General features: G+C 74.2%; 30 protein-coding genes. 14 read left to right on the forward strand and 16 right to left on the reverse strand.

Annotated elements, in window-relative coordinates; all coding sequences use genetic code 11:
- Nucleotides 1-95: 95 nt before the first annotated feature.
- Nucleotides 96-1,214 carry a HEAT repeat domain-containing protein gene (locus tag KSNIM_RS01810; RefSeq protein ID WP_263101419.1) on the reverse strand — a complete coding sequence of 373 codons (1,119 nt, stop codon included), beginning with the start codon at nt 1,212-1,214 and terminating at the stop codon, nt 96-98.
- 293 nt (nt 1,215-1,507) lie between these two features.
- On the opposite strand from KSNIM_RS01810, the gene KSNIM_RS01815 reads away from it, so the two are divergent.
- Entirely contained in the window at nt 1,508-2,392 is an 885-nt protein-coding gene (locus KSNIM_RS01815; RefSeq protein WP_411543638.1) for an endonuclease/exonuclease/phosphatase family protein, read from the forward strand.
- 803 nt (nt 2,393-3,195) lie between these two features.
- Here the strand turns inward: KSNIM_RS01815 and KSNIM_RS01820 are convergent.
- Nucleotides 3,196-3,636 (reverse strand): nuclear transport factor 2 family protein, encoded by a 441-nt coding sequence (locus KSNIM_RS01820; RefSeq protein WP_263101421.1) that lies wholly within the window; start codon nt 3,634-3,636, stop codon nt 3,196-3,198.
- Nucleotides 3,637-3,757: 121 nt separating this feature from the next.
- Here KSNIM_RS01820 and KSNIM_RS01825 point away from each other — a divergent pair, with 121 nt between their 5' ends.
- Entirely contained in the window at nt 3,758-4,330 is a 573-nt protein-coding gene (locus KSNIM_RS01825) for a TetR/AcrR family transcriptional regulator (RefSeq protein ID WP_263101422.1), read from the forward strand.
- A 227-nt stretch (nt 4,331-4,557) separates the two neighbouring features.
- Nucleotides 4,558-4,668 carry a LamG domain-containing protein gene (locus tag KSNIM_RS01830; RefSeq protein ID WP_263101423.1) on the forward strand — a complete coding sequence of 37 codons (111 nt, stop codon included), beginning with the start codon at nt 4,558-4,560 and terminating at the stop codon, nt 4,666-4,668.
- Between the two features lie 73 nt (nt 4,669-4,741).
- Here KSNIM_RS01830 and KSNIM_RS01835 read toward each other — a convergent pair whose 3' ends face one another.
- Nucleotides 4,742-5,389, reverse strand: a complete 648-nt coding sequence (locus KSNIM_RS01835; protein WP_263101424.1) for a TetR/AcrR family transcriptional regulator — start codon at nt 5,387-5,389, stop codon at nt 4,742-4,744.
- A 125-nt stretch (nt 5,390-5,514) separates the two neighbouring features.
- On the opposite strand from KSNIM_RS01835, the gene KSNIM_RS01840 reads away from it, so the two are divergent.
- The gene (locus KSNIM_RS01840) at nt 5,515-7,113 is read left to right on the forward strand and encodes an FAD-binding oxidoreductase (RefSeq protein WP_263101425.1); all 1,599 of its coding nucleotides are present in this window, start codon (nt 5,515-5,517) and stop codon (nt 7,111-7,113) included.
- A gap of 10 nt (nt 7,114-7,123) precedes the next feature.
- Here the strand turns inward: KSNIM_RS01840 and KSNIM_RS01845 are convergent, their stop codons facing one another.
- Entirely contained in the window at nt 7,124-8,035 is a 912-nt protein-coding gene (locus KSNIM_RS01845; RefSeq protein WP_263101426.1) for an SDR family oxidoreductase, read from the reverse strand.
- Nucleotides 8,032-8,688, reverse strand: a complete 657-nt coding sequence (locus tag KSNIM_RS01850) for a TetR/AcrR family transcriptional regulator (RefSeq protein ID WP_263101427.1) — start codon at nt 8,686-8,688, stop codon at nt 8,032-8,034. The genes KSNIM_RS01845 and KSNIM_RS01850 overlap by 4 nt, the downstream gene beginning before the upstream one ends.
- A 290-nt stretch (nt 8,689-8,978) precedes the next feature.
- Between KSNIM_RS01850 and KSNIM_RS01855 the strand changes: the two genes are divergently transcribed.
- On the forward strand, nt 8,979-9,893 hold the full coding sequence (locus KSNIM_RS01855; RefSeq protein WP_263101428.1) for an ABC transporter substrate-binding protein: 915 nt from the start codon (nt 8,979-8,981) through the stop codon (nt 9,891-9,893).
- Nucleotides 9,894-10,754: 861 nt separating this feature from the next.
- Here KSNIM_RS01855 and KSNIM_RS01860 read toward each other — a convergent pair.
- The 5 genes from KSNIM_RS01860 to KSNIM_RS01880 form a co-directional block, all read right to left on the reverse strand.
- Nucleotides 10,755-12,059 (reverse strand): MFS transporter, encoded by a 1,305-nt coding sequence (locus KSNIM_RS01860; RefSeq protein ID WP_263101429.1) that lies wholly within the window; start codon nt 12,057-12,059, stop codon nt 10,755-10,757.
- Complete coding sequence (locus tag KSNIM_RS01865; RefSeq protein WP_263101430.1) at nt 12,056-13,162, reverse strand: DNA glycosylase AlkZ-like family protein; 1,107 nt, start codon at nt 13,160-13,162, stop codon at nt 12,056-12,058. Before KSNIM_RS01865 ends, KSNIM_RS01860 begins: the two co-directional genes overlap by 4 nt.
- Nucleotides 13,159-13,791: a hypothetical protein gene (locus tag KSNIM_RS01870; protein WP_263101431.1), complete on the reverse strand. Its 633-nt coding sequence runs from the start codon at nt 13,789-13,791 to the stop codon at nt 13,159-13,161. Before KSNIM_RS01870 ends, KSNIM_RS01865 begins: the two co-directional genes overlap by 4 nt.
- Nucleotides 13,792-13,870: 79 nt before the next feature.
- Complete coding sequence (locus KSNIM_RS01875; RefSeq protein ID WP_263101432.1) at nt 13,871-14,938, reverse strand: YncE family protein; 1,068 nt, start codon at nt 14,936-14,938, stop codon at nt 13,871-13,873.
- Between the two features lie 94 nt (nt 14,939-15,032).
- On the reverse strand, nt 15,033-15,530 hold the full coding sequence (locus KSNIM_RS01880) for a 2OG-Fe(II) oxygenase family protein (RefSeq protein ID WP_263101433.1): 498 nt from the start codon (nt 15,528-15,530) through the stop codon (nt 15,033-15,035).
- Between the two features lie 28 nt (nt 15,531-15,558).
- Between KSNIM_RS01880 and KSNIM_RS01885 the strand changes: the two genes are divergently transcribed.
- The 3 genes from KSNIM_RS01885 to KSNIM_RS01895 all read left to right on the forward strand — a co-directional run bounded on the left by KSNIM_RS01885 (nt 15,559) and on the right by KSNIM_RS01895 (nt 17,150).
- Nucleotides 15,559-15,759, forward strand: coding sequence for a hypothetical protein (locus KSNIM_RS01885; protein ID WP_263101434.1), 201 nt, complete (start codon nt 15,559-15,561; stop codon nt 15,757-15,759).
- Between the two features lie 445 nt (nt 15,760-16,204).
- On the forward strand, nt 16,205-16,420 hold the full coding sequence (locus KSNIM_RS01890; RefSeq protein ID WP_411543639.1) for a hypothetical protein: 216 nt from the start codon (nt 16,205-16,207) through the stop codon (nt 16,418-16,420).
- A gap of 253 nt (nt 16,421-16,673) precedes the next feature.
- Nucleotides 16,674-17,150 carry an iron chaperone gene (locus KSNIM_RS01895; protein WP_263101435.1) on the forward strand — a complete coding sequence of 159 codons (477 nt, stop codon included), beginning with the start codon at nt 16,674-16,676 and terminating at the stop codon, nt 17,148-17,150.
- 89 nt (nt 17,151-17,239) lie between these two features.
- On the opposite strand, the gene KSNIM_RS01900 is transcribed toward KSNIM_RS01895, so the two are convergent.
- Together KSNIM_RS01900 and KSNIM_RS01905 are read right to left on the reverse strand one after the other, a co-directional pair.
- Nucleotides 17,240-18,046: a TIGR04222 domain-containing membrane protein gene (locus tag KSNIM_RS01900; RefSeq protein ID WP_263101436.1), complete on the reverse strand. Its 807-nt coding sequence runs from the start codon at nt 18,044-18,046 to the stop codon at nt 17,240-17,242.
- Nucleotides 18,047-18,199: 153 nt separating this feature from the next.
- A complete protein-coding gene (locus tag KSNIM_RS01905; protein ID WP_263101437.1) occupies nt 18,200-18,484 on the reverse strand; it encodes a helix-turn-helix domain-containing protein in 285 nt (94 codons plus the stop codon).
- A 57-nt stretch (nt 18,485-18,541) separates the two neighbouring features.
- On the opposite strand from KSNIM_RS01905, the gene map reads away from it, so the two are divergent.
- Both map and KSNIM_RS01915 read left to right on the forward strand, forming a co-directional pair.
- Nucleotides 18,542-19,309 carry a type I methionyl aminopeptidase gene (map, locus tag KSNIM_RS01910; protein WP_263101438.1) on the forward strand — a complete coding sequence of 256 codons (768 nt, stop codon included), beginning with the start codon at nt 18,542-18,544 and terminating at the stop codon, nt 19,307-19,309.
- A gap of 227 nt (nt 19,310-19,536) precedes the next feature.
- The gene (locus KSNIM_RS01915) at nt 19,537-20,340 is read left to right on the forward strand and encodes a HEAT repeat domain-containing protein (RefSeq protein WP_263101439.1); all 804 of its coding nucleotides are present in this window, start codon (nt 19,537-19,539) and stop codon (nt 20,338-20,340) included.
- A 45-nt stretch (nt 20,341-20,385) separates the two neighbouring features.
- On the opposite strand, the gene KSNIM_RS01920 is transcribed toward KSNIM_RS01915, so the two are convergent.
- Nucleotides 20,386-20,763 carry a carboxymuconolactone decarboxylase family protein gene (locus KSNIM_RS01920; protein ID WP_263101440.1) on the reverse strand — a complete coding sequence of 126 codons (378 nt, stop codon included), beginning with the start codon at nt 20,761-20,763 and terminating at the stop codon, nt 20,386-20,388.
- Nucleotides 20,764-20,897: 134 nt separating this feature from the next.
- Here KSNIM_RS01920 and KSNIM_RS39020 point away from each other — a divergent pair, with 134 nt between their 5' ends.
- Together KSNIM_RS39020 and KSNIM_RS39025 are read left to right on the forward strand one after the other, a co-directional pair.
- On the forward strand, nt 20,898-21,329 hold the full coding sequence (locus tag KSNIM_RS39020; RefSeq protein ID WP_317633981.1) for a LysR family transcriptional regulator: 432 nt from the start codon (nt 20,898-20,900) through the stop codon (nt 21,327-21,329).
- A 5-nt stretch (nt 21,330-21,334) separates the two neighbouring features.
- The gene (locus KSNIM_RS39025) at nt 21,335-21,772 is read left to right on the forward strand and encodes a LysR substrate-binding domain-containing protein (RefSeq protein ID WP_317633982.1); all 438 of its coding nucleotides are present in this window, start codon (nt 21,335-21,337) and stop codon (nt 21,770-21,772) included.
- Nucleotides 21,773-21,912: 140 nt separating this feature from the next.
- Here the strand turns inward: KSNIM_RS39025 and KSNIM_RS01930 are convergent, their stop codons facing one another.
- Nucleotides 21,913-22,872, reverse strand: coding sequence for a DMT family transporter (locus KSNIM_RS01930; RefSeq protein WP_263101441.1), 960 nt, complete (start codon nt 22,870-22,872; stop codon nt 21,913-21,915).
- A 718-nt stretch (nt 22,873-23,590) separates the two neighbouring features.
- Here KSNIM_RS01930 and KSNIM_RS01935 point away from each other — a divergent pair.
- Nucleotides 23,591-24,517, forward strand: a complete 927-nt coding sequence (locus tag KSNIM_RS01935; RefSeq protein WP_263101442.1) for a LysR family transcriptional regulator — start codon at nt 23,591-23,593, stop codon at nt 24,515-24,517.
- A gap of 136 nt (nt 24,518-24,653) precedes the next feature.
- On the opposite strand, the gene KSNIM_RS01940 is transcribed toward KSNIM_RS01935, so the two are convergent.
- Nucleotides 24,654-24,941 (reverse strand): hypothetical protein, encoded by a 288-nt coding sequence (locus KSNIM_RS01940; RefSeq protein ID WP_263101443.1) that lies wholly within the window; start codon nt 24,939-24,941, stop codon nt 24,654-24,656.
- Between the two features lie 125 nt (nt 24,942-25,066).
- Here KSNIM_RS01940 and KSNIM_RS01945 point away from each other — a divergent pair, with 125 nt between their 5' ends.
- Entirely contained in the window at nt 25,067-25,717 is a 651-nt protein-coding gene (locus tag KSNIM_RS01945) for a class I SAM-dependent methyltransferase (RefSeq protein WP_263101444.1), read from the forward strand.
- A 71-nt stretch (nt 25,718-25,788) separates the two neighbouring features.
- Here the strand turns inward: KSNIM_RS01945 and KSNIM_RS01950 are convergent, their stop codons facing one another.
- On the reverse strand, nt 25,789-26,205 hold the full coding sequence (locus KSNIM_RS01950; RefSeq protein ID WP_263101445.1) for an acetyltransferase: 417 nt from the start codon (nt 26,203-26,205) through the stop codon (nt 25,789-25,791).
- Nucleotides 26,206-26,252 lie beyond the last annotated feature (47 nt).

Below are 26,252 nucleotides of genomic sequence, written 5' to 3' on the forward strand. Positions count from 1 at the left end.
ACGGCCGGATCGCCGTCCTCACCCCGGACCGGCTGCGCGGCGCGCAAGGCCGTTCCGGTCGCCCGGAGGGAGGGCGCTGGGCGCTCCACCGGCGGCTAGGCAGACTGATGCCCGGGGAGGTAGCGCCGTACCTTGGCGCTCGGGTCGGCGGCCAGTCGAGCGGCTCTGCGCTCCACTTCCCGGGGGGCCAGCAGGCTCAGCGTGCGCCATGCTTCGGCGCGTACCCGTGTCTTCGGGTGGGTGGTGAAGTCCAGCACGCGTGGCACGTCGCGGGCACTTCCGAGGTCGGCCAGCCCTCCCAGTGCGCCGATGGCGGTGGCGTCCGGCACGTCCCCGGGCGCGAGGGCGTCGCGGTACACCTGCGGTGCCAGGTCGGTGTACCCACGCGCGTACAGGGTGGCGCGAGCGTGGTAGCGGACCCGGGCGTCGGGATCGAGCATGGCGTCGCGCAGGTGTCCCTCGCCGTGCGGCTGGCGGGCCCGGACCCGAAGGGCCCGCAGTCGTACGCGGGGGCTCGCGCATCCGTCCAGGAGCGGGAGAAGGGCGTCCTGCTCGGCCGGTGAAAGCCTCGACGAGGTGACGAGGCGGGCGGCCCACTGCCACAGGCCGGGGTCCTTGGTGGCGAAGGCGGTCTCGACGGCCCCCGTCGGATCGATCAGCGCGAGCCACCGCAGGCAGCACGCCCGCGCCACGGGATCGTTCGAGCGGGCGCCTCGCCGGAGCTCCTCCGCTCCCGAACGACGAAGGAGGTCCTCCACTCCGGCCAGCATGAGGCTCGCCCTGCTGCGTCTGCGTATTCCGTCCAACAGAGGCAGCAGCCGAACGAGGATCCCCACGTCCCCGGCGTCGGTCAGCCGCGCGGTGACCGCGTTCTGCGCGAGGTTTCTGACCTGTTCGACGGGATCGTTGAGCCGCAGCAGCAGGAAGGGCAGTGCGAAGGGGTCGGGGGACGCTCCGAGCAGGGCGACGCCGGTTTCCCTGAGGTACCCGGAGCGGTCGAACGACATCAGGGCCGCCACGGCGAGGGCATGCGGACCGGTTCGCGCATCGCCCGGCGCCTGGCCGCCCAACAGGACGCCGGTGGAGCTGAGGCTCTGGCGCCGGCGGCGATAGTCCGCTTCGAGGCGCATCAACTCGACGGGCGATGCCGTTCGGAGCAGGCTGTCGAGGCGGCTCGCTGCCAGCCCCGGCTCGTCGTCCCATGAAACCGTCACACGCGGGACAGTATCCAAAGACCGTGATCGGACATCAGGTCCCACCCCTGTGCCGGCCCCGGCCCCGCGGGCCCGTCGTCCGGTTGCCACCTCCGACGGGCGGCGCGCGGTGCGCTTCGGCGTTCAGGTCCGGCGCGGGCCCAACCCCGTCCCGCCGTCGGTCGATCATTGACCCCTGACGTCGTACGCCGGCCTCGTCGGTGTGACGGTCCTCGTTGCGGCCGAGGCCCGGGGCACCGGCGGGGATCGGGCGTTCGCCGGTCGGGGTACGGTGCCGGAGTGCTCCCCGGGAGATGACATCGGGGCGGGCGGGGGGTGAGGTCGTGGGGAACGGGGCGGACACGCTCACGGTGGCGTCGCTGAACGTCTGTTGCGGGGTCAGGAACACCTTGCATCCGTTGAGGGAGCGGGCGGCCGAGATCTGCGCGCGCATCGAGCGCATGAACGCGGACGTCGTGAACCTTCAGGAGGTCTGGACGCCCGGCCTGCTCGCCTTCCTCCGCGCCCGGCTGCCCTCCCATCCCTTCCTGGCCCGCAGGCCCGGTCTCCTGGGCCAGCCGGCGGGCGGCCTGGTCGCGTTCTCCCGGATGCCGCTGCGATCGGCCGTCTACCGGTCCTTTCGCAGCACCCGGGCGCATCGCGGCGGCTTGCTCTTCCGCGCCGGCGCGGCGGCGGGCGCGGCACTGCAGGGCGTGCTGACCTACGAACTCGCCGGACGCCGGACCGTCGTGGGCAACACCCATCTGACCGCGAACCACGACGGGGACTGGTCCCCGGGCAATCGGCACGAGGCCCTGCAACGGGCGCAGGTGGCGGCGGTGCACGAAGCCCTGCGGCGGGCCCGCCGCAGCGATACCCGGCTGTCGTTCCTCGTCGGCGACTTCAATGCCCCGAGCAGCAGCGGCCTCTACCGGGCGATCGTCGACGGCGGGACCTGGCGGGACCCGTTCGCCGCGGCCGACCTGCCGACCTTCCAGACCGCGCTGCTGCCGGACGGGGCACGGGCGCACCGCGTCGACTACGTCCTGGTCCAGGGCAGTCCCGAACACCACCCGGTCACCGGCACGGACCTCTTCCTGGCGGAGCCGGTGCCGATGCGGTCCGGGCCTGCGGCCTACGTCTCGGACCACCTGGGGCAGCTGGTCCGCGTCGGAGTGCCCGAGGCGGCGGCCGACTGACACCGGTGCCGGAAGCTCGACCGTTCGGTGGAGGAGAAGCTGTTGGAACCCTGACCCGTCGGCGCGCCCGGCCCGTTGAAGGACGACCCGCGCGGCCTGCCGACCGATCTGTATCCCGATCGGTTCTACGGCGGCCCGGCGCTGCCCGACCGGCCGGTCAGGGGCGTACGGACCACGAGCCGCCGCGGCCGGCTCCACGGGCCGCTGGGACTGCACAGGCCCGGCCTGCCCCTGCGACGTGCTCCGGTCCGCGCCTTCGTCGGGCCGGGAGGATCGGGCAAGACTCTTCGCGCACTCGACGCGAGCCACACAGGAGGCCACACCTGGGATCCGTACCTGTGGAGCTACCGGGACATCTCGTGGGTGTCCGCCCGCGACGACATCTGGCTCGAGGCCGGTCTGCTCAAGGTGCTGGAACACCTCCGTCGGCACGGTGGAACCCCGGCTCCCGGTAAGGCACCGGCACGCTGGAGGACCGGGTGCTCGGCGGGCTCCACGCACGCGAGTCGGAGTGGCCGCTGATCCTGGACGGGCTGGACGACCCGGAACTGCTGCGGCCTCCCGGCCCCGGACGGTCCGCACCCACGCGGCGGATTCCGATGCAGCCATGCCGGTCCGTTCCGTCCCCGTCCCGCCGGTCGGGGTGGCGTCTCCTCCACCGGGGAGGACGCGGTCGGGCGATTGCGCCGTTCCCGTGCGGCGGGGGTGACCGGTGCGCGGGTACCCTGCTCGGCGGTCGGTCGCTCGAGTCCGTTGCGGGCGGGCACCGGCCCCGCGGCACCACCCGCGGCCGGCCCGGGTTGCTACCGGCCTTCGAGCGCCGTCACCAGTTGCGGCAGGTGGCCGCCGGCGACGGCGAGGGCAAGGTGGTCGTGGAAGTCCCGGCTGTGGACGATCAGTCCGTCGCGCACCCGCAGCACCTGGATGTTGGCCACCTCGAAGCTCCTGCCGGTGGTGCGGTGGTGCACCCGGTAGTCGAACTCGGCGACGACCACCTCCGGATCGTCGGTCTCCCGGACGACGACGTTGGCGGCCTTGAGCTCCAGCGGCGAGTGTGCGGCGACCTCGGCGAACCGCGCTCCGAGGACGGCCCGCCCCTCGAAGCGGCGCGGCCCGACCGGCTCGAAGACCGTCTCCACCACGGCGTCCTCGGCGTAGAGCTCGACGAGCTCCGTGAACCGCCCGGCCGTGATGCCGTCGAGCAGCGCGTGGAAGACCTCGCGCGGCGACCTGGTTTCGGACATGATCAACCCCCATCGGAAGCATCGGTACAATCGGACTGGCGACTCCGCTTCGAACGATACGGACTGGGCAGTCCGGTTGTCCAGGGGTGGATCCGCCGCGCACGGAAGGGAGACGAGCGGGATGAGCGGCAGCCGGGAGCGCCCGCTGCGGGCGGATGCAGCCCGCAATCGGGCGAAACTGCTGGACGTTGCCACCGAGGTGTTCACCACCCGGGGCGTCGACGTGCCGACGGAGGAGATCGCCCGCGCCGCAGGCGTCGGGGTCGGCACCCTCTTCCGGCACTTCCCCACCAAGGAGGCGCTGCTGGCGGCGGTGATGGTGCGCAGGCTCGAGGCGATCGCGGCCGGCGCCGCCGATCTGGCCGCCGGGGCCGAGCCGGCCGAGGCCTTCTTCGACTGCTTCCGCCTGGTGGTCGACCGCTCCGAGGGCAAGAACGAGTTCACCCAGGCGCTGGCCGCGGCCGGGGTGGACGTGCACGCGTCGCTGCAGGAGCCGACCACGGCGATCCGGGCGCAGCTGACCGACCTGCTGGCCGGGGCGCAGCGCGCCGGGGCCGTCCGCGCCGATCTGGGCCTGCCGGAACTGCTCGCCCTCCTGGTGGGCACCGGCGCGACCATGGAGCAGTTGAGGGACGACCCGGCCGCCCGGGAGCGGATCTACGAGGTGGTCTTCGACGGGCTGCGGCCGCACTGATCACAGGCCCGGTCGGTCTCGGGCCTGCTTTCCGAAGCGCCGCCGGCACCACGGGCCCGGCGGCCGCCGCGCCCGGCAACATCCGGGCGATGGACGCACGCGGCGCGGCCCGCCCGACGCAGTTGACGTTCCCGCACATCGACGCACCGTCATCCCCGTTTCGCGTGAACCGACATCGGACGAAGTGAGCGCGCGGAGCACCTGCCGCAACGCATCGCTCCGCAGGGGTGCAGAACACCGACTTCTGGAACGGTTCGGTCGACCAGGTCCACGCCTACGACCGGGCCCTGACGGCGGCGGAGGTGAGCGCGCTGCACACCGCGGCGGCGCCCGCGTAGCGGCGGCGCAGCCCTCGGCCCAGGCAGCGGACGTCCGTTGCCGGGGCCGAGGGCTGCGTCCCGCCCGGTGCAGTCAGGGCGAGCCGGGTCCGAGGGCGCTGCGGGCGGCGGCGAAGAGGCGTTCGCAGCGCCGCGCCATCGCGTCCGCGGACTCCTCAGGGTGTTTGATCCACCAGCGGACCAGGGCGGTGGCCAGGCCGCGCCAGGCGTGCGCGAGGGCGTCCGCGTCGAGCGGGTCCGCCTCGCGCGCGTCCGCGGGGCCCGTCCGGTGGAGGACGTCGAGGGTGCCGATCGCCGCGAGCTCGTCGACGGCCGCCCGGTAGTGGGCGGCGAGCCGGGCGGGTTCGCCGTCGGGGGGCAGCGAGGTGTCGTAGAGGACGAACCAGGCCTCGCGCTGCCCCTCCAGGGCGGTGAAGAGGTTGTGCAGCACCCGCAGGGGCGTCGGCGGGCGGGCGTCGCCGCCCGCGTCCATGGCGGCGCGGATCGCCGCCAGCAAACGGTCGCCGACGGGCGCGAGGCAGGCGAGGTAGAGGTCCTGCTTGGGGCCGAAGTACTGGTGCAGCAGGGTCTTGGTGACGCCGACGCGTGCCGCGACGGCCGCGAGCGAGGTGGCCTCGTAGCCGCGGCGGCCGAACTCCTCGGTGGCGGCCGAGAGGATCTGGCGTTCGCGGTCGGCCCGCGGGACGCCCTTGGTGCCGGCCCGGGAAGGGGGGATTGCCATGCCCTGGATCTTACCCTACGGTAATTTACCGCTTGGTAAGTTCCACGGCCCCGGTACGTCCGCCACCCACCGCGAGTCCGCCGTCCATCGTTCGCCGTCCGTCGTTCGCCACCCGAGGGAGCCCCATGGCCGAGGCCGCCGCACCCCGTACGCACCGCACCCGCTCCTGGTGGGGCTGGGGTTGGGCCGACGCCCACCCCGACGACGCCGAATGCCTGGAGATGGGCGCCCTCGTCCCCGGCACCCTGGCCCGCCCGCTGCCCGTTCCGAAGATCGCCGACCTGCGGATCGGCCCGCCGGCCGTCACCCCGCCGGCCGCCCTGGCCCCGCTGGTCACCGCCGACCCGGCCGTCCGCGCCTCGCACGCCATGGGCAAGGCCTTCCGCGACGTGGCCCGGGCCCTGCGCGGCCGCCCCGGCCGGATCCCCGACCTGGTCGCCCACCCGCGCTCCGACCGGGACGTCGCGGACCTGCTGGAATGGGCCGGCGAGCACGGCGTGGCCGTCGTCCCCTACGGCGGCGGCTCCTCCGTCGTCGGCGGCGTGGAGTACCGCGGCGAGGCCCACCGGGCCGTACTCTCCCTCGACCTCACCGCCATGGACGCCGTCCTGGAGATCGACACCGCCGGACGCTCCGCCCTCGTCCAGGCCGGCATCCTCGGCCCGGCGCTGGAGGACCGGCTGCGACCGCACGGGCTGACGCTGCGCCACTTCCCCCAGAGCTTCGAGTTCTCCACCCTCGGCGGCTGGCTCGCCACCCGGGCCGGCGGCCACTATGCCACCGGCCGCACCCGGATCGACGACTTCGCCCAGTCCCTGCGGGTGGTCACCCCCGCCGGCACCGGCACCTCCTGGCGCCTGCCGTCCTCCGGCGCCGGCCCCTCCCCCGACCGGTTCTTCCTCGGCTCGGAGGGGGCTCTCGGCGTCATCACCCGGGCCTGGATGCGACTGCAGGAGCGCCCCGGCCACAAGGCCTCGGCAGCGGTGGCCTTCACCGGCCTCCAGGACGCCCTGCAGGCGGTGCGCGCCATCGCCCAGTCCGACCTGCTGCCCGCCAACTGCCGCTTGCTGGACGCCGGTGAGGCCGCGCTCTCCGGCGCTTCCCACGACGGTTCGGCCGTCCTGGTGCTCGGCTTCGAGTCGGCCACCGCCCCCGTCGGGGACCGCCTCGGCGTGGCCCTCGACCTGGCCCGCACCCACGGCGGCACCACCGCGAAGACCGGGGCCGACGCACCGCCGGACGCCGCCGTCGGGGCCTGGCGCAGCGCCTTCCTGCGGATGCCCTACCTGCGCGACGGCCTCGCCCGGATGGGCGCCGTCGTCGAGACCTTCGAGACGGCCGCCACCTGGGACGCGATCCCGGCCCTGATCGACGACATCCGCACCGAGGTCGGCGCCGCGGCACGCAGGGCCACCGGCCACCCCGCGCTCGTCAACTGCCGTCTCACCCACGTGTACCCCGACGGCGCCGCGCCCTACTTCACCGTGATCGCCGGCGGTCGGCCCGGGGACGAGGAGGCCGTCTGGGACGAGCTCAAGTCGGTGGCGGAGGACGTGCTGCACCGCCACCGCGCCACGATCACCCACCACCACGCCGTCGGCCGCGACCACCGCCGGTCGTACGACCGGCAGCGCCCGGAGCCCTTCGCCCTCGCGCTGCGCGCCGCCAAGAGCGCCCTCGACCCGCACGGTGTCCTCAACCCGGGGGTGCTGCTGGACGTCTGAGATCCTGGCGTCACAGCGGGTCGCCGAGCGGCCCGTACTGCTCCTCCAGGTTCGTCGCCCAGTGGGCGGCGAAGTCCGGCTGTGTGCCGTCCGCGTCGGTGAACCCGTACTCCCGGTACAGGCCCCAGGTGGCGAGCGCTCGGCCGGACTTGGCCATGACGTCGGGGTCGGCGGCGAGGGCGGCCACCGCCCGGCCGAGGTAGGCGGGGGTCTCGGAGTGGGCGAAGTCCGGGTCCTTCGCCACGCCGTCGCGCCAGTTCGCCTCGGTGACGCCGAAGTGGTCGAGCATGGCCTCGGAGCGCAGGAAGCCGGGGGTGATCGCCACCGCGGCGACGCCGTGCGGCTTCAGCTCGGCGGCCTGGGCGACGGCGAGCCGGATCACCGTGGACTTGGCGAGGTCGTAGAAGAAGCTGCCGCGGTAGCGGGCGGTGTTGCCGTCGGTGACCTCCACGACCAGGCCGCTCCGGCGGGCGACCATCAGCGGAAGCGCGTACCGGCTGGTGATCACATGGGTCTCCACCGCCCGGCGCAGCAGCCGCAGTCCGGTGTCCAGGTCCTGCTCCCAGAGCGGGTGCTCCCAGTCGGTCAGCGCGTCGCCGCCCCAGACGGAGTTGACCAGGACGTCGAGCCGGCCGTCCTGCTCGGCCGCGATCCGGTCGACCAGGGCGCGGACCTCCTCCGGGCTGCTGTGGTCGGTGCGCACGGGGATGCCCCGGCCGCCGGCCGCGGTGACGCGCGCGGCGGTCTCCTCGATGGTCTCCGGGCGGTCCAGGTCGGAGCGTCCGGCCGAGCTGCTGCGGCCGGTGACGTACACGGTGGCGCCGGCGACGCCGAGTTCGACGGCGATGCCGCGGCCGCCGCCGCGGGTGCCTCCGGCGACCAGGGCCACCGCGCCGGCCAGCGGCCGGGTGTCGATCGTCATGCTTCCTCCGGGGTACGGGGGCGGTCGGGGTGCGGGGCGGTCGTGTGCGGGGCGGTCGTGTGCCCGGAGGCCTCGTAAGGGGCGAGCAGGGTCCGCAGCTCGTGCGCCACCCGCTGGGCGAGGGTGCCGTGGCGCTCCAGCGCCCAGGTCAGTCCGGCGCCGGCGGTGACCGCCTGGACGGAGCCGGCGAGGGCGGCGGTGTCCGTGCCGGCCCTGAGTTCGCCGGTGGCCGCGGCGTCCGCGAGGAGCCGCTCGACCGCCCGGCGCTGGGCGAGGTGGGCGGCCAGGGCGTGCTCGTGGAGCTGCGGGTCGGTGAGGTCCAGGCACAGGAAGGCCAGGTGGTTGGCGAAGCGCTCGGGGGCGTCCATGGGCGCCAGCCACGCCGTGACCAGCGCGGTGAGGGCGTCGAGGGCCGCCCCGTGCCGCTCGCGCGCCCGGCCCGCCATGGCGTCGGCGTCCTTGACGGACTGCTCGGCCAGGGCGACCAGCAGGCCGCGCTTGGAGCCGAACCGCTGGACGAGGGTGCCGGGCACCAGCCCGACCTCCCGTGCCACCGCGGCCAGTGTCAGCCCGGCGGGGCCGAGCCGGCCGATCACCTCGGCGGCGGCGCGCAGGATCACCACGTCGTCGACCCCCCGGGGGCGCCCGGCCATCTCCGCTCCTCGATTAATAAATGCCTGTTCATTCATTAAAGCGGGCGCCGACATGCGGCAAACCGGAGCACCGGTGTCCGCTGAGCGGGACCCCACGTGTCGTGTCCACGGCCCCGCGAACTATCATCGGCCGAGTACAGCGTCCCTCCGGAGGTCGCCCCGGCATGCCCGGGCGGCCTCGGCGGCCGGAGGCGACTCATCTCACCGGAGCGGGGCCAGTGAGAGCCCTCGGACTGCCTTGTGTCGTCGTGTCCCGAACTTGCCGCGCTCTGAAACGACTTGGGAATACGATGACTTCTCTGCCCGGGCGCGGCCGCACCGCCGTCACCGCCATCCTCTCCTCCGCCCTGCTGTTGAGCGCCTGCAGTGCGGGCGGTTCCGGCACGAACGAGGCCGACCTCCACGACCAGCTCCCCGAGGCCGTCAAGAAGGCCGGGGTGATCCGGGTGGGCGCCTCGCTCACTGCCGCACCGGTGATCTTCCGCAGCACGGAGGGCCAGCCGGACGGGCTCGACCCCGACCTCGGCGCCGCCATGGCGAAGGTCCTCGGCGTCAAGTTCGAGTTCCAGGACGCCGGACCGTTCAGCAACGTGCTGCCCGGGCTGCTGGACAAGAAGTACGACGTCGCGATGTCCGGCATCACCGACAACCTCAACCGCCGCCAGGGGCTGGACAAGAGCGGCAAGCAGGTCAACGAGGGCGTGGACTTCGTCGACTACTACATGGCCGGCATCGGCATCATGGTCGGCAAGGGCAACCCCGCCAAGATCGCCAAGATCGACGACCTGTGCGGGCACGGCGTCGCCGTCAAGAAGGGCACCACCCACAACGACCTCGCCGTCCGGCAGAAGGCCTTCTGCGACGGCCAGGGCAAGCCGCTGAAGGTCGTGGAGACCACCGACGACGCCGGGGCCATGGAGGAGCTCCGCAGCGGACGGGCCGACGCCTACGTCACCGACTACCCCAAGGCCCTCTACAACTCGCAGGTGGCGGCCGACGGCAAGGCCTTCGACATCGCCGGTCCGCAGCTCCAGCCCAAGCCGTACGGCATCGCCCTGCGCAAGAGCGACCAGCAGCTGCGCGACGTCCTCGCCAAGGCGATGCGGCGCCTCGTCGCCGACGGCACCTACGACGAGATCCTCAACCGGCGCAAGCTCACCGTCGGCGCCATCCAGAGCCCGGTCGTCAACGGCGGCACCAGCTGACGTCACCTCACCCCCGCGGCGGCGGCCGGCGGCACCGATCGGTGTCGCCGGCGGCTCCCGGGAGGCCTTCCGCGCGCCGCGCCTGATCCACTGGAACCATGGCGGAGATACGACTGATCAGCGGGCCGAACCCGGCCGACCCGGAGTCGGTCGCGGTCGCCGTCGGACCGCCCGCCGAGCGCGCCATTGCCCGGCTGGGCGCGCTCACCCACGAGATCGACGGCGGCTGGCACCTCCTGCCGACCGACGACTGGGCCGAACGGCGCTGGGAGGACGGCCGGCTGACGGCCACTTCTGCGCCCACCGGGAGTGCTTCGGGCCCGGCGAGATCGACCCCGACGCCTTCCCGGACCGCGCCGCCACCGACCCGCGGGCCCTGCGCCTGCTGCGGGTCGGCGCCGCGGCCGACCCGGACACCGCCGCCCGGGCGCTCCGCCCGACCGCCGTCCTCACCGTCGCGGCCGGCACCCCTGCGGACACGGCCGTCGACGAACTCCCCGCCGGCACCGCCGAACCGCTGGTCCTCGGCCCGCCGCCCGGCACCCGGGACCGGCCGCCCGGGGCCCACCCGGGCGTTTAGTCGCTGTGCATTCGCGACCGCCACCGTGAATACATGACGGACCGTCACCTGTGAGTGCGGCACCCGGCGGAAGAGGAGCACATGACGGGGCTCGAACACGCAGGTCGGGACCGGGCGGTTCCCCGCGCCCCTGAACCAACCACCCGACTGCTCCTCGAAGACAAGCCCCATGGCCGCCTGTCCCGCCTTTGCCGACATGCCGAAGCGCGCGGTCGGGTCGGGCCGGGCCCGGTGGAGGCGGGGCGGGCTGCACGCCGTGGCCACCCACCGGGCCGGGACCGCTACCGGGCGTCGGCCTCCACCGGGGCCGCCAAATCGCTGCCACCGGCAGCGTCCGCAGCCGCGCCCGTGTCGGTGGCGGTGGGCAGGGTGCGGCCGAGCAGGGCGGCGGCCCCGAGGACGAGAGCCACGGCGGCCACCAGTAGGAGGGTCGGCGTCAGCCGCCACCCGCCGAGCAGTGCCCCGACGGCCAGGGCCGCGGCCCCGGAGCCGAGGTTGTACGCCGAGCCGATGCCCGCGTTGACCGTGGTGTGCCGGTCCTTCGGGAATCCGGCGCCGACCAGGACGTAGGCGATGATGTACATCGGGGTGAGCGAGGCCCCCACGAGCAGGCTGCCCAGCATCACCGGGGCGAGGCCGCCGCTGACGGCCACCACGGCGAGGCCGGCGACCAGCACGAGGACGGCGCCGAAGTAGCGCAGCCAGGGCCGGGCGTCACGGGTGGGCAGGCGGCCGTAGAGGAGGCCGGCCACGATGCCGCCGACCGAATCCAGGGCCATCAGCACACCGGCGAGTTGAACGTGTCCGTGGGCGAGCGTCCAGGCGGGGTAGCCGACGCTGAGCGCCCCCATGGCGATGCCGAGTGCGGCCATCGGCACGAGCAGCGCCGCACCGTTGCGCGAGAGGAGCACCCCGCCGCGTCCGTCGGTTCCGCCGGCGGGTCCGGAGCGCTTCGGGGTGCCTCGGAGCACCCGGTCGGCGCCCAGCGAGTGGATCATCCGCTTGAACCAGAGCGTGCCGAGCAGGGCGCTCAGCCCGCCGGTGATCACGGCCCACTGGGCCCCGACGGCCAGCCAGATGCCGGAGGTCAGCAGGGGTGCGACGACGAAGGTGGCCTCCTCGACGACGGAGTCGAGCGAGTGCAGCCGGGTGTTCTCCTCGTCGCTGCGTGCGATCTCCGTCCAGACGGTCCGCAGGACGGCACTGTTGGGCGGGGCGAGCGCGGCCGACGCGGCGGTGAGGGCCAGCGCGAGCGGCCGGAGGACGACCGAGTCGGACAGTGCCAGTACGGCCGCGGCGGACGTCGTCGCGGCGAAGGCGGCCGCCATGGGCAGCAGCAGCCGGTGCGCGCCGAACCGGTCGATCAGGGCGCCCTTGGCGGGGCCGCTGAGGGCGGCGCCGATCAGGAAAGCAGCGAAGGCCGCTCCCGCCCAGCCGAGTTGGTGCCGGCCGGTGAAGAGCGCGATCATGCCGAACGGGACCATGCCGGCCGCGAGGCGTCCCAGGGTGACGGCGGTGATGACGCAGACGACGCGGCGGTCGCCCCACAGGGTCCGGTAGGTGGGCGGTGCGGGCTGCTCGGTCACGCGTGGTCCCTTTCGTGGCTGACCGTGTCGCTGCCGGTCCACTCGGCGGCGAGGGCGGCGGCCCGTTCCAGGACGGCGGGTGCCAGGCCGTCGTCCAGCTCGGAGTTCTCCACGACGAGCGCGGGTGGGCGGCGGCGCAGGGCGAGGCGGCCGACGATGTCGGCGCCGTACAGGACGGGCAGCGCGAAGTAGCCGAACTCCCGCTTGGCGGCGGGTTTGTAGGCCTCCAGTCGGTAGTCCTTGCCGAAGAGCCGCAGTTGCCGCTCGCGGGTCCAGATCAGTGAGTCGAAGGGGGACAGCGGGGTCACGGCGTCCTCGTCGACCTTCTGCCCGGGGTCGGCCTCCGGGGCCAGCCAGACCGGTTCGCGCCACCCCGCGACCGTGCGCCGCTCCAGCCGGAGGGCGGTGAGAGCGGCCTCGGCCTGGGCCGGCCGGAGCCGGAAGTAGTCCGCCACGTCCTTGGTGGTGGCGACGCCGAGTGCGTCGACGGCTCGGGCGCACAGCAGCCGGAGGCACGCGTCGTCCGGGAGTTCGGTGCGCAGCAGGTGTTCGGGGAGGGCGAGTTCGGGCAGGCAGTAGACCCGTTCCCAGCGGTCGCGTTCGGCGCAGACGGCGCCGCCGGTGGCGGCCAGCCACTCCAGGGCCCAGCGGAACACCGAGTCCCGTTCCCAGCCGGTGCCGGTCGTCCGTCCGAAGTCCCGGAGCCGGACCCGGCCCCGGGCCTGGAGGACGTCACGCGCACGGTCGACGGCCGCCGTGTCGACGGCCGGGCCGCGCCAGCCGTCCGCGAGGATGCGGCGACGACGGAACCCGAACGCCGGCCAGAGGTCGAGCGGGACGAGCGAGAGGGCGTGGGCCATTCCCTCGAACGAGGTACCAGCCTGTGCCGCCGTACCGAGGGTCAGTGCCTGATCGAGTGTCACTCCGCGTCCGAGCAGGACGAGTTCGTGGGAGCGTCGGACGGCAGACATCGAGTCGATCTGGAGGCAGCCGAGCCGGGCGAGCGTCTCGGCCGCGGTCGGGGTGGCGGGCTGCACGGGGTGCAGGCCCTGGGCGGCGACCGCGATGCGGCGCGCCTCGTCGGTGGTCAGTTCGGCAGTCACGAGTCCCGCAGGGATTCAGGGCCGACGAGGACGATCCGGGCGATCTCCTGTCCTCGGCGGACGTGGACGGTGGTTCGCGGGCTGACGGCGATGCTGAAGCCGCTCGACTCCATCCGGCCCAGCGACGCCGCGGTGAGCACGCCGACCTGGACGCCGAGGTCCGGCAGTTCCTCGGACGGGAAGGTCAGGACGGACAGCGGTGCCACGTCCTCCGGCATCCAGCCCAGACGCCATTCCACCGTGCCCCGGCCGTTGGGGACGAACATACTCCCCCAGCCGTCGCCCTCGCGAAACTGGAAGAGGTGGAGCCACGGCGGTTTGTCCATGGCCAGCGCCGTGCCGCTGCGCAACCAGACCTCCTGTTTGCCGACGGCGGCGGCCGCGGCCTCGGCCTCCTGTGCGGAGATCTCCACCTGCGGCAGCGGGGAGAGCGTCACGTCGACCGGGCTGGGGATGCGCCATCCGATGCGTTGGCCCAGCACCCAGGGCGCACAGAACTCGGGCTGCCGCGCGGCGCGCAGGAAGCGGAAGTTGTCGCTGTAGAGGCGTTCGCGCTCCTTGGCGGCCTCGATGTCGACCGTGCGCCGTTCGGGCACCAGGGCCCAGGGCTGGAGGGCGTGGAACTTCATGCGGGGTGTGGGTGTCCTTCCCTGCGTGCGCCGCCGTCGGGTCCCGACGGCGGCGCAGGCGGTGTGCGGTGGTCCGTGGTCAGCCGGCGGAGCCGACCGAGCTGTGGGACATGTGGGCGGCGTCGAGGTCGACGTTGTCCAGGCTCACCCGGTCGGTGTCGAACAGCGAGACGCTGCAGGGGCCGTAGCCGACCGGGATGTCCGCGAAGACGGGCTTGCGGTCCGGGGAGTCCTGCTCGGCTCCGAGGTCGACGTCCTCCAGCCGGACGACGGTGATGGCGTGCGGCATGCTGCCGGGCTGGTCGACGTGCAGGACGGTGCCGCGGGCGAACGCCGAGGCGTAGACCGTGAAGTCCCGTTCGTCGACGGCGATGCCGCGGGGGGACGGGCCGGTGGGCAGGTAGCGGGTGGTCTCGAGGGTCTCCATGTCGATGACGGCGATCACCGACTCGCGTTCCAGGGTGACCAGCGCGTAGCGGTTGTCCGGGGAGAAGGCGACGGCGCGGCCGCCCTGGCTGGTGACGGGGACCCGCTTGACCACCTGGTCGGTGGCGAGGTCGATGACGGGCACGTAGTCGACGGAGTTGCAGGCGACGAGCGCGAAGCGGCCGGTGCGGTCGACGTTGAGGCTGTAGGGGTGGGAGTTCTCCTGGATGCGGATGCGCGCGATCTCGCGGACGTCCGAGGCGTCGCCCTTCCTCAGCCCGGAGATGTCGATCTTGGAGATGTACCCGGAGCCCCAGACGGAGACGTAGGCGCTGTCCCCGACGATCGCCATGTGCCGCGGGTCGCGGCCGACGGCGATCTGGGTGAGCTCCTCGCGCGACTCCAGGTCGACCACGGAGACGGTGTTGGAGCCGGAGTTGGAGACCAGCATGTAGCGGTCGCCGGGCAGGATGCCCAGCCCGCGCGGTCCGGAGCCGACGGTGATCCGGGCGACCTCACGGTGCGTCAGGGCGTCGATCTCGGAGACCGAGTTGGTCGAGGTGTTCGAGACGAAGCCGCGTCCGTCGCGGGTGAACTTCACGCTGCCGCGCGGTGCGTTGCCGACGGGGATCGAGGTCACGTGCTCGTAGCCGTCGCCCTCCTTGCGGACGACGCTGATCTGACCCGAGTCGGTGTCGGTCGAGTAGATTTCGATGGCCACAGATTACTCCTCGGAATTGATCGGACGTGCATCTGTGTGCGGTGATCGCGGATCTTTGGCGCAGGGCGATTCCGGTCGGGTTCGGGATCTCCTTTCAGTCGCCGGCCGGCTGCAGGGCGACGTCCGCGCTGAAGGCGTAGGCCAGGTTCCACGCGATCGAGATTCTGACGTCGGCACCCTCGTACGGGGGTACCGAATGCTTCATCCAGCCCGGCATGAGCAGCAGCGTTCCGGGGCCGGAGCCGATCCGCACGGTCCGGCCCTCGTTGGCGAAGCTGATGCCCGGGTCGAAGAACTCCACGTTCGCGCGCGGGTCGGCCAGCTCCAGGTCGCAGGCGCCGGCCGAAGCGACGTAGTAGACCGCGGCGATCGCCGTGTTGGGATGGAAGTGCGGCGCGTGATGGTTGCCGCCGCGGTAGATGCTCGCCCAACTGCGGTGCGCGGCAAGGCGGACGTCCGACGGGCGGGTCGCACCCACGGCCCGGTGGAGCGGTTCGCCCCGCAGGGTCTCCACGAACGTCCGGGCCATGGCCAGGACCCAGGAGGTGAGTCGGTCCACCCCCGGATCGCCCCAGTCCGTCAGGTTCCCCACCGTCTCGGACTTGAAGGAGAGGTCCTTGATGTCCGCCGCCGACCGGCTCAGTACGGCTGCCGCCAGTTCCTCGTTGATTTCCGCGCCGAAAGGGCACGGGATCTTCGCAACCGGAGTGGCGAAAAGGCTCAGCAGTTTCGCCGATGAACCGTCCGCCGCCGCTGGTGCGCTCTCGCGCGTCACATTGATCAACTATCTGCCCCCAGGCGCGCAAACGCGGCGCAATTGATCTTTGATCGTGTGCGGTTCAGCTTAGCAACCGGTGTCGAGCACCTGTCAATGGCGGCGGGTGAGACCTCACAAGAACTCCAGATGCGTGTGAATTCCGCACCCGCGGCATTCCCGCCCACCGGCCTGGTCCGCGCGCCGCGCCCCCCGTGCCGCGCTCCGTACCGCACTCGGTGAGGCCCTCCGCGCCGCGCTCCGTACCGCACTCGGTGAGGCTCTCCGTGCCGCACTCCGTGGTGCTCTCCGTGGTCGGCACGGAGGCGGAGGGCACACCGGTCGGGAGAGGCTGTGACCACGGCGACCGGGCCCGGCGGAGGCCCGGGCGATCACGGCCGCGACCTCGGGAGCGAGCATGACCGGCACGGACGATCCGGGGCGGCAGTCCGCCCGGACGGGCGGGGAACCGACGGCGGCCCGGCCGGACGGCCCTCGGGCCCACCCGCGACGTGACGGTGATCGACGGCGACGTCGACGTCCTCGAGATCGATGCGCTGTCCCGGGAGCGGGGCGACCGGTTCGCCGCACGCACCGGCTCCGACCCCCGCACCCTCGCCACCCCGTACCGCTGGTTCCGCATCACGCCGCGCCGCCTCCAGGCCCGGCGCGAGGCGGACGAGCCGCCCGGCCGCACCCTTCTCCGCGACGGCCGCTGGCTCGACTGACCGGCACCCCCGGAGCGTGTCTTCACGGGCGCATGGGAACCGACAAGGGGCGCGCGTGGGGGCACCTCCCAGGAACCAACCACCCGACTGCCTCTTGAAGACACCCCCGGGGCCGATGCGACTCGTTGGAGAACTCCCGCTTCTCCCATGCCATTGCCGCCTACCCTGGCCCCTGACCGCGGTGCGGCAGAGCATGCCCTCCGCAGCGGTGTCGGCGCGAACCCCTACAGACCTGTGCACGAGAGGAAGCGACATGTCGAACGCCAAGAAGTCCCCCCGGAGCAGCAGTGCCGCCGAGCAGAAGTTCGACGGGTTCACGCCCGAGGAGCGCGAGGCGATGAAGGAGCACGCCCAGGAGCTCAAGGCCGCCGCGCGCCGCAGTCCCCGCACGGCCAAGGCGGACGCCGAGCAGGACGTCCTGGCGAAGATCGCCGAAATGCCGGAGGCGGACCGGGTCCTCGCCGAACAGCTCCACCGGATCGTCCGTTCCACGGCACCGGACCTCGCACCGAAGCTCTGGTACGGGATGCCGGCGTACGCCCGGGGCGGCAAGGTCGTCTGTTTCTTCCAGAGCGCCCAGAAGTTCAAGACCCGGTACGCCACCCTGGGCTTCAGCGACCTGGCCGACCTCGACGAGGGCGCCATGTGGCCCACCTCCTACGCCCTCACGGAGCTGACGGCCGACACCGAGGCGCGGATCGCCGAGCTCATCGCGAAGGCCGCCGGCTGAGGGCTCCCCTCCCCGGTCCGCGTCGCCTCGGCCCCGGGCCGGCGGTCCTGTCGGCCGGTCAGGTCGGGCCGGGGCCGGGTGGGTGGGTCTCAGAGGCCGTGGCCGCCGCCCGTGTCCGAGCCGGAGATCCAGGCGTGGTGGAAGCCGTGGGCTCCGTCGGAGCGGCTGACGGTGTCGCGGGCCGTCCGGCCGCCGAGCAGTCCCGTCCGGGCGGAGAAGACGGGCAGCAGGACGCGCAGCGCGCGCCTGCCGTGGACCGCGACGAGCAGGGCCGTCTCCTCGGCGGCGCCCGGTCGGTCCACGGGGCGGGTGGTCGCGGCAGAGACCGTGGGCAGGGGGTGGAGTCGGCGCAGGCGGGCGAGTTCGCGTCGGCCGGCCGCGGTTCGGGGGCCGGCGAGGAGCAGGGCGAGGGCGGCGGCGGCGAGCAGCGCGCCGGGCACGACGGAGCCCTGGAGGATCGCCGTGCCGGCGGCACCGGCGGCGGCGGCCGAGATGAGGCGTACCCCTGCGAGCCGGGTCGGGCCGCAGATCAGGTGACGGTCGGACAGGTCCCGGCGGAGATCGTGCCGGGCCCGCTGCACGGCGGGTCGTGCGGCCACGTCGGCCAGGGCGAGCGGTCTGGACAGGGCGCTGCGGACGGCGCGGTGCGCGGGGGTCGGGTCGGCGGGCAGGTCGACCCTGCCGCTTAGCCGGAGCCGTCCGCCGCGGTCGGCGTCCAGTGCTCCGGAGAGTCGGAACTCGACGACGACCACCACCAGCGCGGCCTTCGGACCGCCGCGGAGGGCTGCCAGGCGTGCCGCGCCCAGGCCGTCCGTCCGGCCGCGGGCGGGCCAGTGGCGGAGCAGTGCGGCCACGACCACGCCGGCCGCCGAGCAGACCGTCCAGAACGTTCCCATCGTCCACCTCCGGAGGCGGGCCGCGGTGCCGGACAGCGGGGTGCGGCCCGACGCGGGACACACCTGGCCCGACCGGCGAATTCCCCCGACTCCGTTGCTTCATACCGGACTTGAGCACCTTCAGAGGTTCGGCGGGCGGGATCAGGCGCCCGTTCAGGCCGAGAGCGCCGAGAGCGCTTCGTCGCGCCCGCCCTCGCCCTCCGCGCAGGCGGCGGCCAGCCGGTCGAGGGAGACGTCCAGCGCTGCGGCCAGGGCGGCGACGGTGAAGAACGCCGGTGTCGGTGCCCGGCCGGTCTCGATCTTGCGGAGGGTCTCGGCGGAGACGCCCGCCGCCGCGGCCACCTCCACCATGCTGCGGTCGCCCCGGGCCCGGCGCAGCAGTGCGCCGAACCGCTCGCCGCGCTCGCGCTCCCACGGGGTCAATGGAGTCCTCACCATGACCGTGATATTAATACCGGTATAAGTATTGGGTCCATCCGGGGTGGGGAATCGCACATGGTGGAGATCAAGTCGGACGCGGCGCTGGATGCGATGCGTGAGGCCGGACGCGTGGTCGGCCGCGCGCTGGAGGCCGTGCAGGGGGCCGCGCGCCCGGGAGTGTCGCTGCTGGAACTCGACGAGGTGGCGCGCGGTGTGCTCGCCGAGGCCGGGGCCCGCTCCCCGTTCCTCGGGTACCGGCCCTCGTTCGCGCCCACGCCCTTCCCCGCGGTGATCTGCGCCTCCGTCAACGACGCGATGGTGCACGGCATCCCGACCGGGTACCGGCTGCGCGACGGTGACCTGGTGAGCATCGACTGCGGCGCGGAGCTGGACGGCTGGACGGGCGACGCCGCGATCAGCTTCACCGTCGGCACGGCGCGGCCCGCCGACCAGGCCCTGATCGACGCCACGCGCCGGGCCCTCGACGCCGGTATCGCCGCCGCCGTGGCGGGCGGCCGCATCGGCGACATCTCCCACGCTGTCGGCACCGTCGCCCGCCGGGCCCGCTGCGGCATGCCGGAGGGCTTCGGTGGTCACGGCATCGGCCGCCGGATGCACGAGGACCCGCACCTGCCCAACCGGGGGCGCCCCGGCCGGGGCTTCCCGCTGCGCCACGGCCTGGTCCTCGCGATCGAGCCGATGCTCATGGCCGGCGGGCGCGACGACTACCGCACCGGCGCCGACGGATGGACGCTCTTCACCACGGACGGCAGCCGCGCGGCCCACATCGAACACACCGTCGCCATTACGGAGGACGGGCCGCGCATCCTGACCCTCCCCTGACACCCGACGCACCGGCCGCCCCTCCGCCGAGGGCGCAGCGCTCACCCGCCGGCACCCGCGCCGGCCGCACTCCCCCCCCAGCCCGGCCGAACCGCCCCCGGCGGCCGAGCGCTGAGGAGCAGATCCTCACGACCCGACGACGAACGGCATCCGGCTGCCACCGGGCTGCCCGTGGCTGCCCGGAATCCCGTTGCACGGCCGTGTTCCCGCCGGGTTGGATCGTGCCCATGGATGTCGAACCGCCGTCCGAAGCCGTGGCCACGAGGCACCGCCGACCGCAGACACCGGACGGCCCGCCCGCGCACCGTGCCCGCGGCCATGTCCTCGACCTGTGCCGGCGGGCCGATCCGGATCGCATCGACGCACTGCTGCGGCTCACCGTCACGGCCGACCTGCCCTGGGACGAGGAGTTGGTGCGGGCGGTCGCCCGGGTCTCCGACGACCGTTTCGTCCCGCTGCTCGTCCGTCTCGCCACCGCGCCGCGCCCGGTGGCCCTGGTGGCGCTGGAGGCTCTGGCGGCGCTGCGCCCGGGCCCCGGCGCGGTGCGCACCCTGGTGGCCGTCTTCACCGGGTCGGCGGACGACCGCCGGCTGCACGAGGCCGCGAGCCGGGCGCTGGTCGCGGCGGGCCCGGCCGCGGTGGCGGCGCTGCTCCCGTACGTGCCGTGGACGCCGGAGGCCGACCGCCGGCTCCGGCAGTCGCTCGCCTGGTTCTTCGGGCGTGCGGACTGCGGGACGGGCCGCGCGGTACGACTGCTGACGGAGTTCCTCTCCGACCCGTGTTCCCGCACCCGCGCCGAGGCCGCGGCCTCCCTCGGTCTGCGCGGCGACCCAGCCGCGGGCCCGCTGCTGGAGCGCGCCCTCGCCCACCCCGACGAACGGGTCCGGGCCCGCGCCGCCACGGCGCTCGGCCGGGTCGGCGCACACGGCGCGGTGGAACGGTTGCGGCGGACGGCCGCGGACGACTGGTTCCCGACCGTCCGTGATGCCGCCGCCGCGGCCGTCCGGGCGCTGACCGCCCGGCAGCACTGACCGACCGTCGGCGCCGGCCTCGGGCCGCCCGCCGCCGAACGGCCGTCAGCCGCGCACGGACACGTCGCCGTGCACGGCCCCGTCCGCGCGGCCGTGCCTGCCGTGCTGCTCGTAGAGCCGGTCGGCGAGCAGGGCGTGGGCGAGCGTCCCGCCCGCCCGGACGGCGGCGGCCACGAAGGCGGTCTCGGCGAGTTCCTCCACACTGACGCCGTGTCGGCGGGCTGCGGCGGTGTGCACGTCGAGGCAGTAGGAGCACTGGGTGACGAGCGCGACGGCCACCGAGATCAGCTCGCGGTAGCGCCGCGGCACGACGCCGTCCTCCCGGTCGACGGCCTCCTGGAAGGCGAGCCAGGCGGCGAACTCCGCCGGGGCGGCCCGGCCGACGGCTCGGGCGCGGTGCAGGTCGTCTGGGTTCTCGTACACGGGCGGACTCCTCGGTCGACGGGTGGCGGCGGACACTGCTGTCCGCCGCCCGACACCACCTCACCGGGGGCGGCCCGGGCCCGTCCAAGACCGGTTTCGGACGGGCGGTTCGGTTCTGGGTATCGTGGCCGGTCATGGACCTGCGGGCGTTGCGCTGTTTCGTCGCGGTGGCCGAGGAGGGCCACTTCGGCCGCGCGGCGGCCCGGCTGCACCTCGCCCAGCCGCCGCTGAGCCGCCGGATCCGCGACCTGGAGGCGGATCTCGGGTGCCGGCTGTTCGACCGGATCCCGACCGGGGCCCGGCTCACCCCGGCCGGCGAGGTGCTGCTCGCGGAGGCGCGCGATCTCCTGGAACGGGCCGAGCGCGCCCGGGAACGGGTGCGCGGCGCCGGGGCCGGCCGGGTGCTGGTGGTCGGCGTCGCCGCCGGTGCGGGTCTGGACGTCGGCCCGGCGGCGCTGGCCGCCCTGCGGCGCAGCCGCCCCGGGCTGCGGGTACGGCTGCGCGAGGCGCCGGTCACCGACCCGAGTGCCGGGCTGCGGGAGCGGCGGGGGGGGACCTGGCGCTGACCCGGTTGCCCTTCGACACCGCCGGTCTGACGGTCCGCCCGCTCGGGGTGGAGCCGGTGGTCGCGGCCGTGCCCGCCGACGATCCGCTCGCGGACCGCGACCGGCTGCACGTCTCGGAGCTGGTCGCCCGCCCGCGCTTCCGCCTGCCGCCCGGGACGGACGCCCGGTGGCGCGCCTACTGGCTGGCCGGCGGGGACGACTCCCCCGGCCCGGTGGTGGCCTCGGTCGAGGAGTGCCTGCACAGCGTGGTGTGGGAGGGCGTCGTGGGGCTGCTGCCGGCCGGGGCCGCGCTGCGGCATGCGCGGGCCGGCATCGCCTTCGTCCCGGTGGACGGCCACCCGCCGAGCCGGATCGTCGCCGCCCGACCCGCGGACTGTACCGATCCGCTGGTCGGCGCCCTGGTCGACGCCCTCGCCGCCGTCTCCCGGTCCGCACCGGGGTAGGGGATGTCTTCAAAGGGCGGTCGGGTGGTTGGTTCAGGGGCGCTGGGGGCACCCCCCAGCGCCCCTGTGGCTACCCGATCGCCCGTGAAGACACTCCGCAGTGATGCCGGTCGGCAGCCGCTGCACCGGGCCGCGGCCGGTCAGGCGCTGGGCAGCGGCTCGGCCGGGCGGTCGGCGACGGCCGGTGCCGCGGTGCGGTGGGTGCGTTCGACGGCCTGGCCCCAGTAGGTGCCGGCGACCATGAGCACGGCGCCGAGGGCGGCGGGTGCGGTGAGCCGTTCGCCGCCGAGACCGATGCCGACGGCGACCGCCCAGACGGGTTCGGTGCCGAGGAGCAGGCTGGCCCGGCTGGCGGAGCTGCGCTGCACCGCCCAGGTCTGTGCGAGGAAGGCGAACACGCTGCAGAACAGCGCGAGGTGGAGCAGCGATCCCCAGGTGGCCGCACTCGCCTGGGCGAGGCCGTGCAGGCCCGCGGCGGCGGGCGCGGCGAACACGGCCGTGCCGACGGCGGTCTGCACGGCGGTCAGGTGCATGGGGCGCAGGTCTCGTCCGGCCGTGAGGTGTCCGACGAGTGCGACGTGTGCGGCGCGGACGACCGCGGCGGCGAGCATCAGGAGGTCGCCGAGGCCGGGGGTGTGCAGGCCGGTGCCGGACATCAGCAGTCCGACGGCGAGGACGCAGAGCCCGGCGGCGGCGAAGAACCGTCCCGGCAGCGGGCCGCGTCCGCCGGTGCGGTCGAGCAGCGGGGTGAGCACGATCGTGAGGCTGATGATGAGTCCGGCGTTGGCGGCGCTGGTGTGCGCGACGCCGTAGGTCTCGATCGCGAGGACGGCGGCCTGGGTGAGGCCGAGCACCGAGCCGTACCGCAGCTCGGCGGGCCGCAGCCGGGCCGGGGTGCGCGGGCCGGTGCGTCGGCGGGGGCGGCGGGCGGCTCCGGCGGCGATCACGGCGGCGGCCGCGAGCCCGGCGAGGGCGTAGCGCACGAAGAGGACGGTCAGGACGGGGACGGCGCCGGTCGCGGCCTTCGCGGCGAGATAGCTGGAGCCCCAGACGATCGCCACGAGCAGCAGGACCAGGTCGGTACGGCGGTTGTCAGGCACGGCCACCACGCTGCCGGAGCGCGACCGTGAAGCCAAGGACCACTTACTGAAACGATCTTTTAGCACAGCTGCACGGTTGACCCGGGGGTCGTCGTCCCGTACTCGGCTTCCTGTGCGACGGGGGGCCTGCGGGACGGCGCGGCGGGCCGCGTCCGGTCTCCGGCTTCGAACCGGTCGACCCCCGGACGGAGACGTGGACGAAGCCGAGGCCGGTCAGGTGGACGAGCACCGCCGGGAGCAGGGCCGGCCACGGAGTCCGGCCGCGGCGACGTGCCCAGGCGGCGCCGAGCCCGGCCACCAGCACGGCCGCGACCGGCGGGCCCCAGGGTGCCGCGCACACCTCCAGGTAGCCCGTTCCGCCGCAGACGCGCCTGCCCGACACGGGCGAGGATCCGCAGCCGTCGGGTACGAAGAGCCTCACGAACGACAGCCCCGCATTCACCGTGAGGGCGCCGAACAGGAGCAGCCCCGAAACGACACCGAAGGCGATCTCGGCCGGCCGGCGCGGCGCCGGACCGTACACGGGCGGCGGTGGACCGTACGCGGGCGGAGCGTTCATGTGATCACCTCGGGTCGAACGGCCGGGCGGATGCGGGCGTCTGCCCGACGGCCCCTGCCGTGCCCGACGGCCGAACCGCCCTGCATGAGGTACGACTACTCAAGCCCCTCGGTGAGCTCTGCGCGGAAGGTCTCCTGGAGCAGCACCTAGGCTGTGCGGATGGACGAACGCCAACTGCGGGTGCTGCGGGAGCTCGGCGAGCTCGGCAGTGTCACGGCGGTCGCGGAGGCGATGACGGTGACGCCGTCGGCGGTGTCACAGCAGTTGCGGCTGCTGCAGCGTTCGGTGCCGGTCCCGCTGACCGAGCGTGCCGGGCGGCGCCTGGTGCTCACCGATGCCGGGCGGGCCCTCGCGGACGCGGCGATCGACGTGTCCGCGGCACTGGCCCGGGCCCGGCACGCGGTCGACCGGTTCGTGGAGCAGCCGCAGGGCCTGGTGTCGGTCGCCGCGTTCCACAGTGCGGGCGCGGCGTTCTTCCCGCTGCTGCTGCGTCAGGCGGCTGCGGCGGAGGGCTTCCCGGGGCTCACCCTGGCGGACGAGGACGTCGCCCAGGACCGGTTCCCGCAGCTGACCCGGGACCACGACCTCGTCCTGGCGCACCGTCTGGACCACACCGCGCCCTGGCCGGGCACGGTGGCGGTCACCCCGTTGCTGCACGAGCCGCTGGACGTGGCGCTGCCGGCCGGCCATCCCCTCGCGGCCCGGGAGCGGTTGACTCCGCACGACGTCGCGGGCCTGCCGTGGATCACCGTCCACGACGGCTTCCCGCTGCTGGCCACCGTCGAGGCCATTGCGGCGGTGGCCGGCCGCCGGCCCGGGATCGTCCACCGGATCAACGAGTTCACGGTCGCGGCGGAGGTCGTCGCGGCCGGCGGCGGGCTGGCGCTGATGCCGCGCTGGACGGCACGGCCGCACCCGGCCGTGGTGCTCCGCCCGCTCACCGGGGTGCACGCCAGCCGCCACATCGACGTCCTGCACCGCCCCGAACGCACCGCCCGCCTGGCGGTGCGCACCGTCCTGACCGCCCTGGTCCGGGCCGCGGACACCATCCGCGGCAGCGACCGGGCGACCCCGCCACCGCCGTAGGCACCGCTCCCGGAGAGGACGCGGGGCGCCGGCCGCAGACCAAGCCGCACGCGGATCAGAGGGAGCAGCAGTACGCGCCGCCCACCACTGCGGACCGGAGCGGGGAGCGGCCCGACCGGCCCCCGGGCCTCGGTGGTCAGGCGGCCGTCGGGGCGTGCTCGGCCGCCGGGCGGGTGAGGGCGATCACGGCGATGTCGTCCGCGAGTTGGTGGGTCCAGTCGCCGACGTCGGCGGTGGGGCCGATGCCGAGGTCGGCGCGGGCGGCGGGCGCGGCGGAGCCTTGCAGGACGGGCGTGAGGACGCACGGCGAGGCCCCCGCGGCGGCGAGTACCGTCCGGAGTGCGCGCGTCGAACCTGCGCGCGTCGAACCTAACCGGCGGGTCGCGCCGACCGCCGTGCCGCTCGTCACCGGACTGCCGGGCATGGGTCCGGCCTCCTCTCTCCCTCCCCGGCGGATGTCTCCGTACCAAGAGTTTCAGAGCATGAAATCTCTTCATAAGTGTTCATCGGCGCAGGGCTGGCGCCGGCCGGTCGCTAGCCTTACTGCCCATGGGTGATCCAGGGGCGGGGACGGGCGGGGGCGACCGGCGGGTTCCGGGCACGGCGGGCTACGCCGAGGCGGCGGACCTGCTGGCGGTGCAGTACGAGGCGGTCACCTTCGAGCAGGTCCACCACGAAGTGCTGCACCTCGTGCCGGCCGGGCCCGGGCGGGTGCTCGACGTGGGCGCCGGGACGGGGCGCGACGCCGCCGCACTCGCGGCCCGCGGCCACCGCGTGGTCGCGGTCGAGCCCACGACGGCCCTGCGCCGCCACGGGCGGCGCCTGCACCCCGGCACCGGGATCGACTGGGTCGACGACAGCCTTCCGGAACTCTCGGGCGCGCGGGACGGGCAGCGGTTCGACGCGGTCTTCGCCACCGCGGTCTGGATGCACCTGGACCCCGCGGAGCGGTCGCGCGCCCTGGCCAGGATCGCGGAGCTGCTGGCGCCCGGCGGCCGCTTCTTCGTGCAGTTGCGCCACGGCCCGGTGCCCGCCGGTCGGCGCATGTTCGAGGTGTCGGCCGCGGACACCGTCGCGGCGGCGCGGGCGCTCGGCCTGCGGCTGCTCCACCGCTCCGAGCGCCCCGACCTGCACGGCCGGGACGGCGTCCGCTGGAGCAGCCTGGTGCTGCAGGCGGGCGGCGGCGCGGAGCGGGTGTGAACACGGAGCAGGTGTGAACGAGGAACCGGCCCGGGGAGTCCTCCCGGGCCGGCCCCGAAACGCCGGTGGTGTCAGCCGCAGTGGTCCCAGTCGCTGAAGTACGAGCTCTGGTCGGACTCGCTGAACCAGCCGCCCCACCGAACGCACTTGCCCGCGCCGTACGCGTACACCGGGCCGGCGTACTTGGTGTACGAGCCGGTGTCGTTCTTCTCCGCGCTGCCCTGGACCTGGAGGCGGGCCGCCATCTTGACCGGGCTGCCGGCCTCGCCGCGGATGGTGACGACGCAGTTGTAGCCGTTGGAGCTGTTGTAGAGCAGGTAGGTCCACACCTCCCGGTTGATCAGCTTCTCCGAGTCGACGACGCTGTAGCCGGAGCCGCAGAGGGCCGTCGGAGAGGCGGCCAGCGCCGAGGCCTGCGGGGCGGCCATCACGGTGGCGGCGCCCGCCATCACCACGGCGCCGAGGACGGCGGACAGTTTCTTCAGCAAGGACGTGTTCCTTTCACGGGCCGGCATTCCTGCCCGCCCACCGCCGC

The organism is Kitasatospora sp. DSM 101779 (assembly GCF_025655475.1).
GTDB lineage: Bacteria > Actinomycetota > Actinomycetes > Streptomycetales > Streptomycetaceae > Kitasatospora.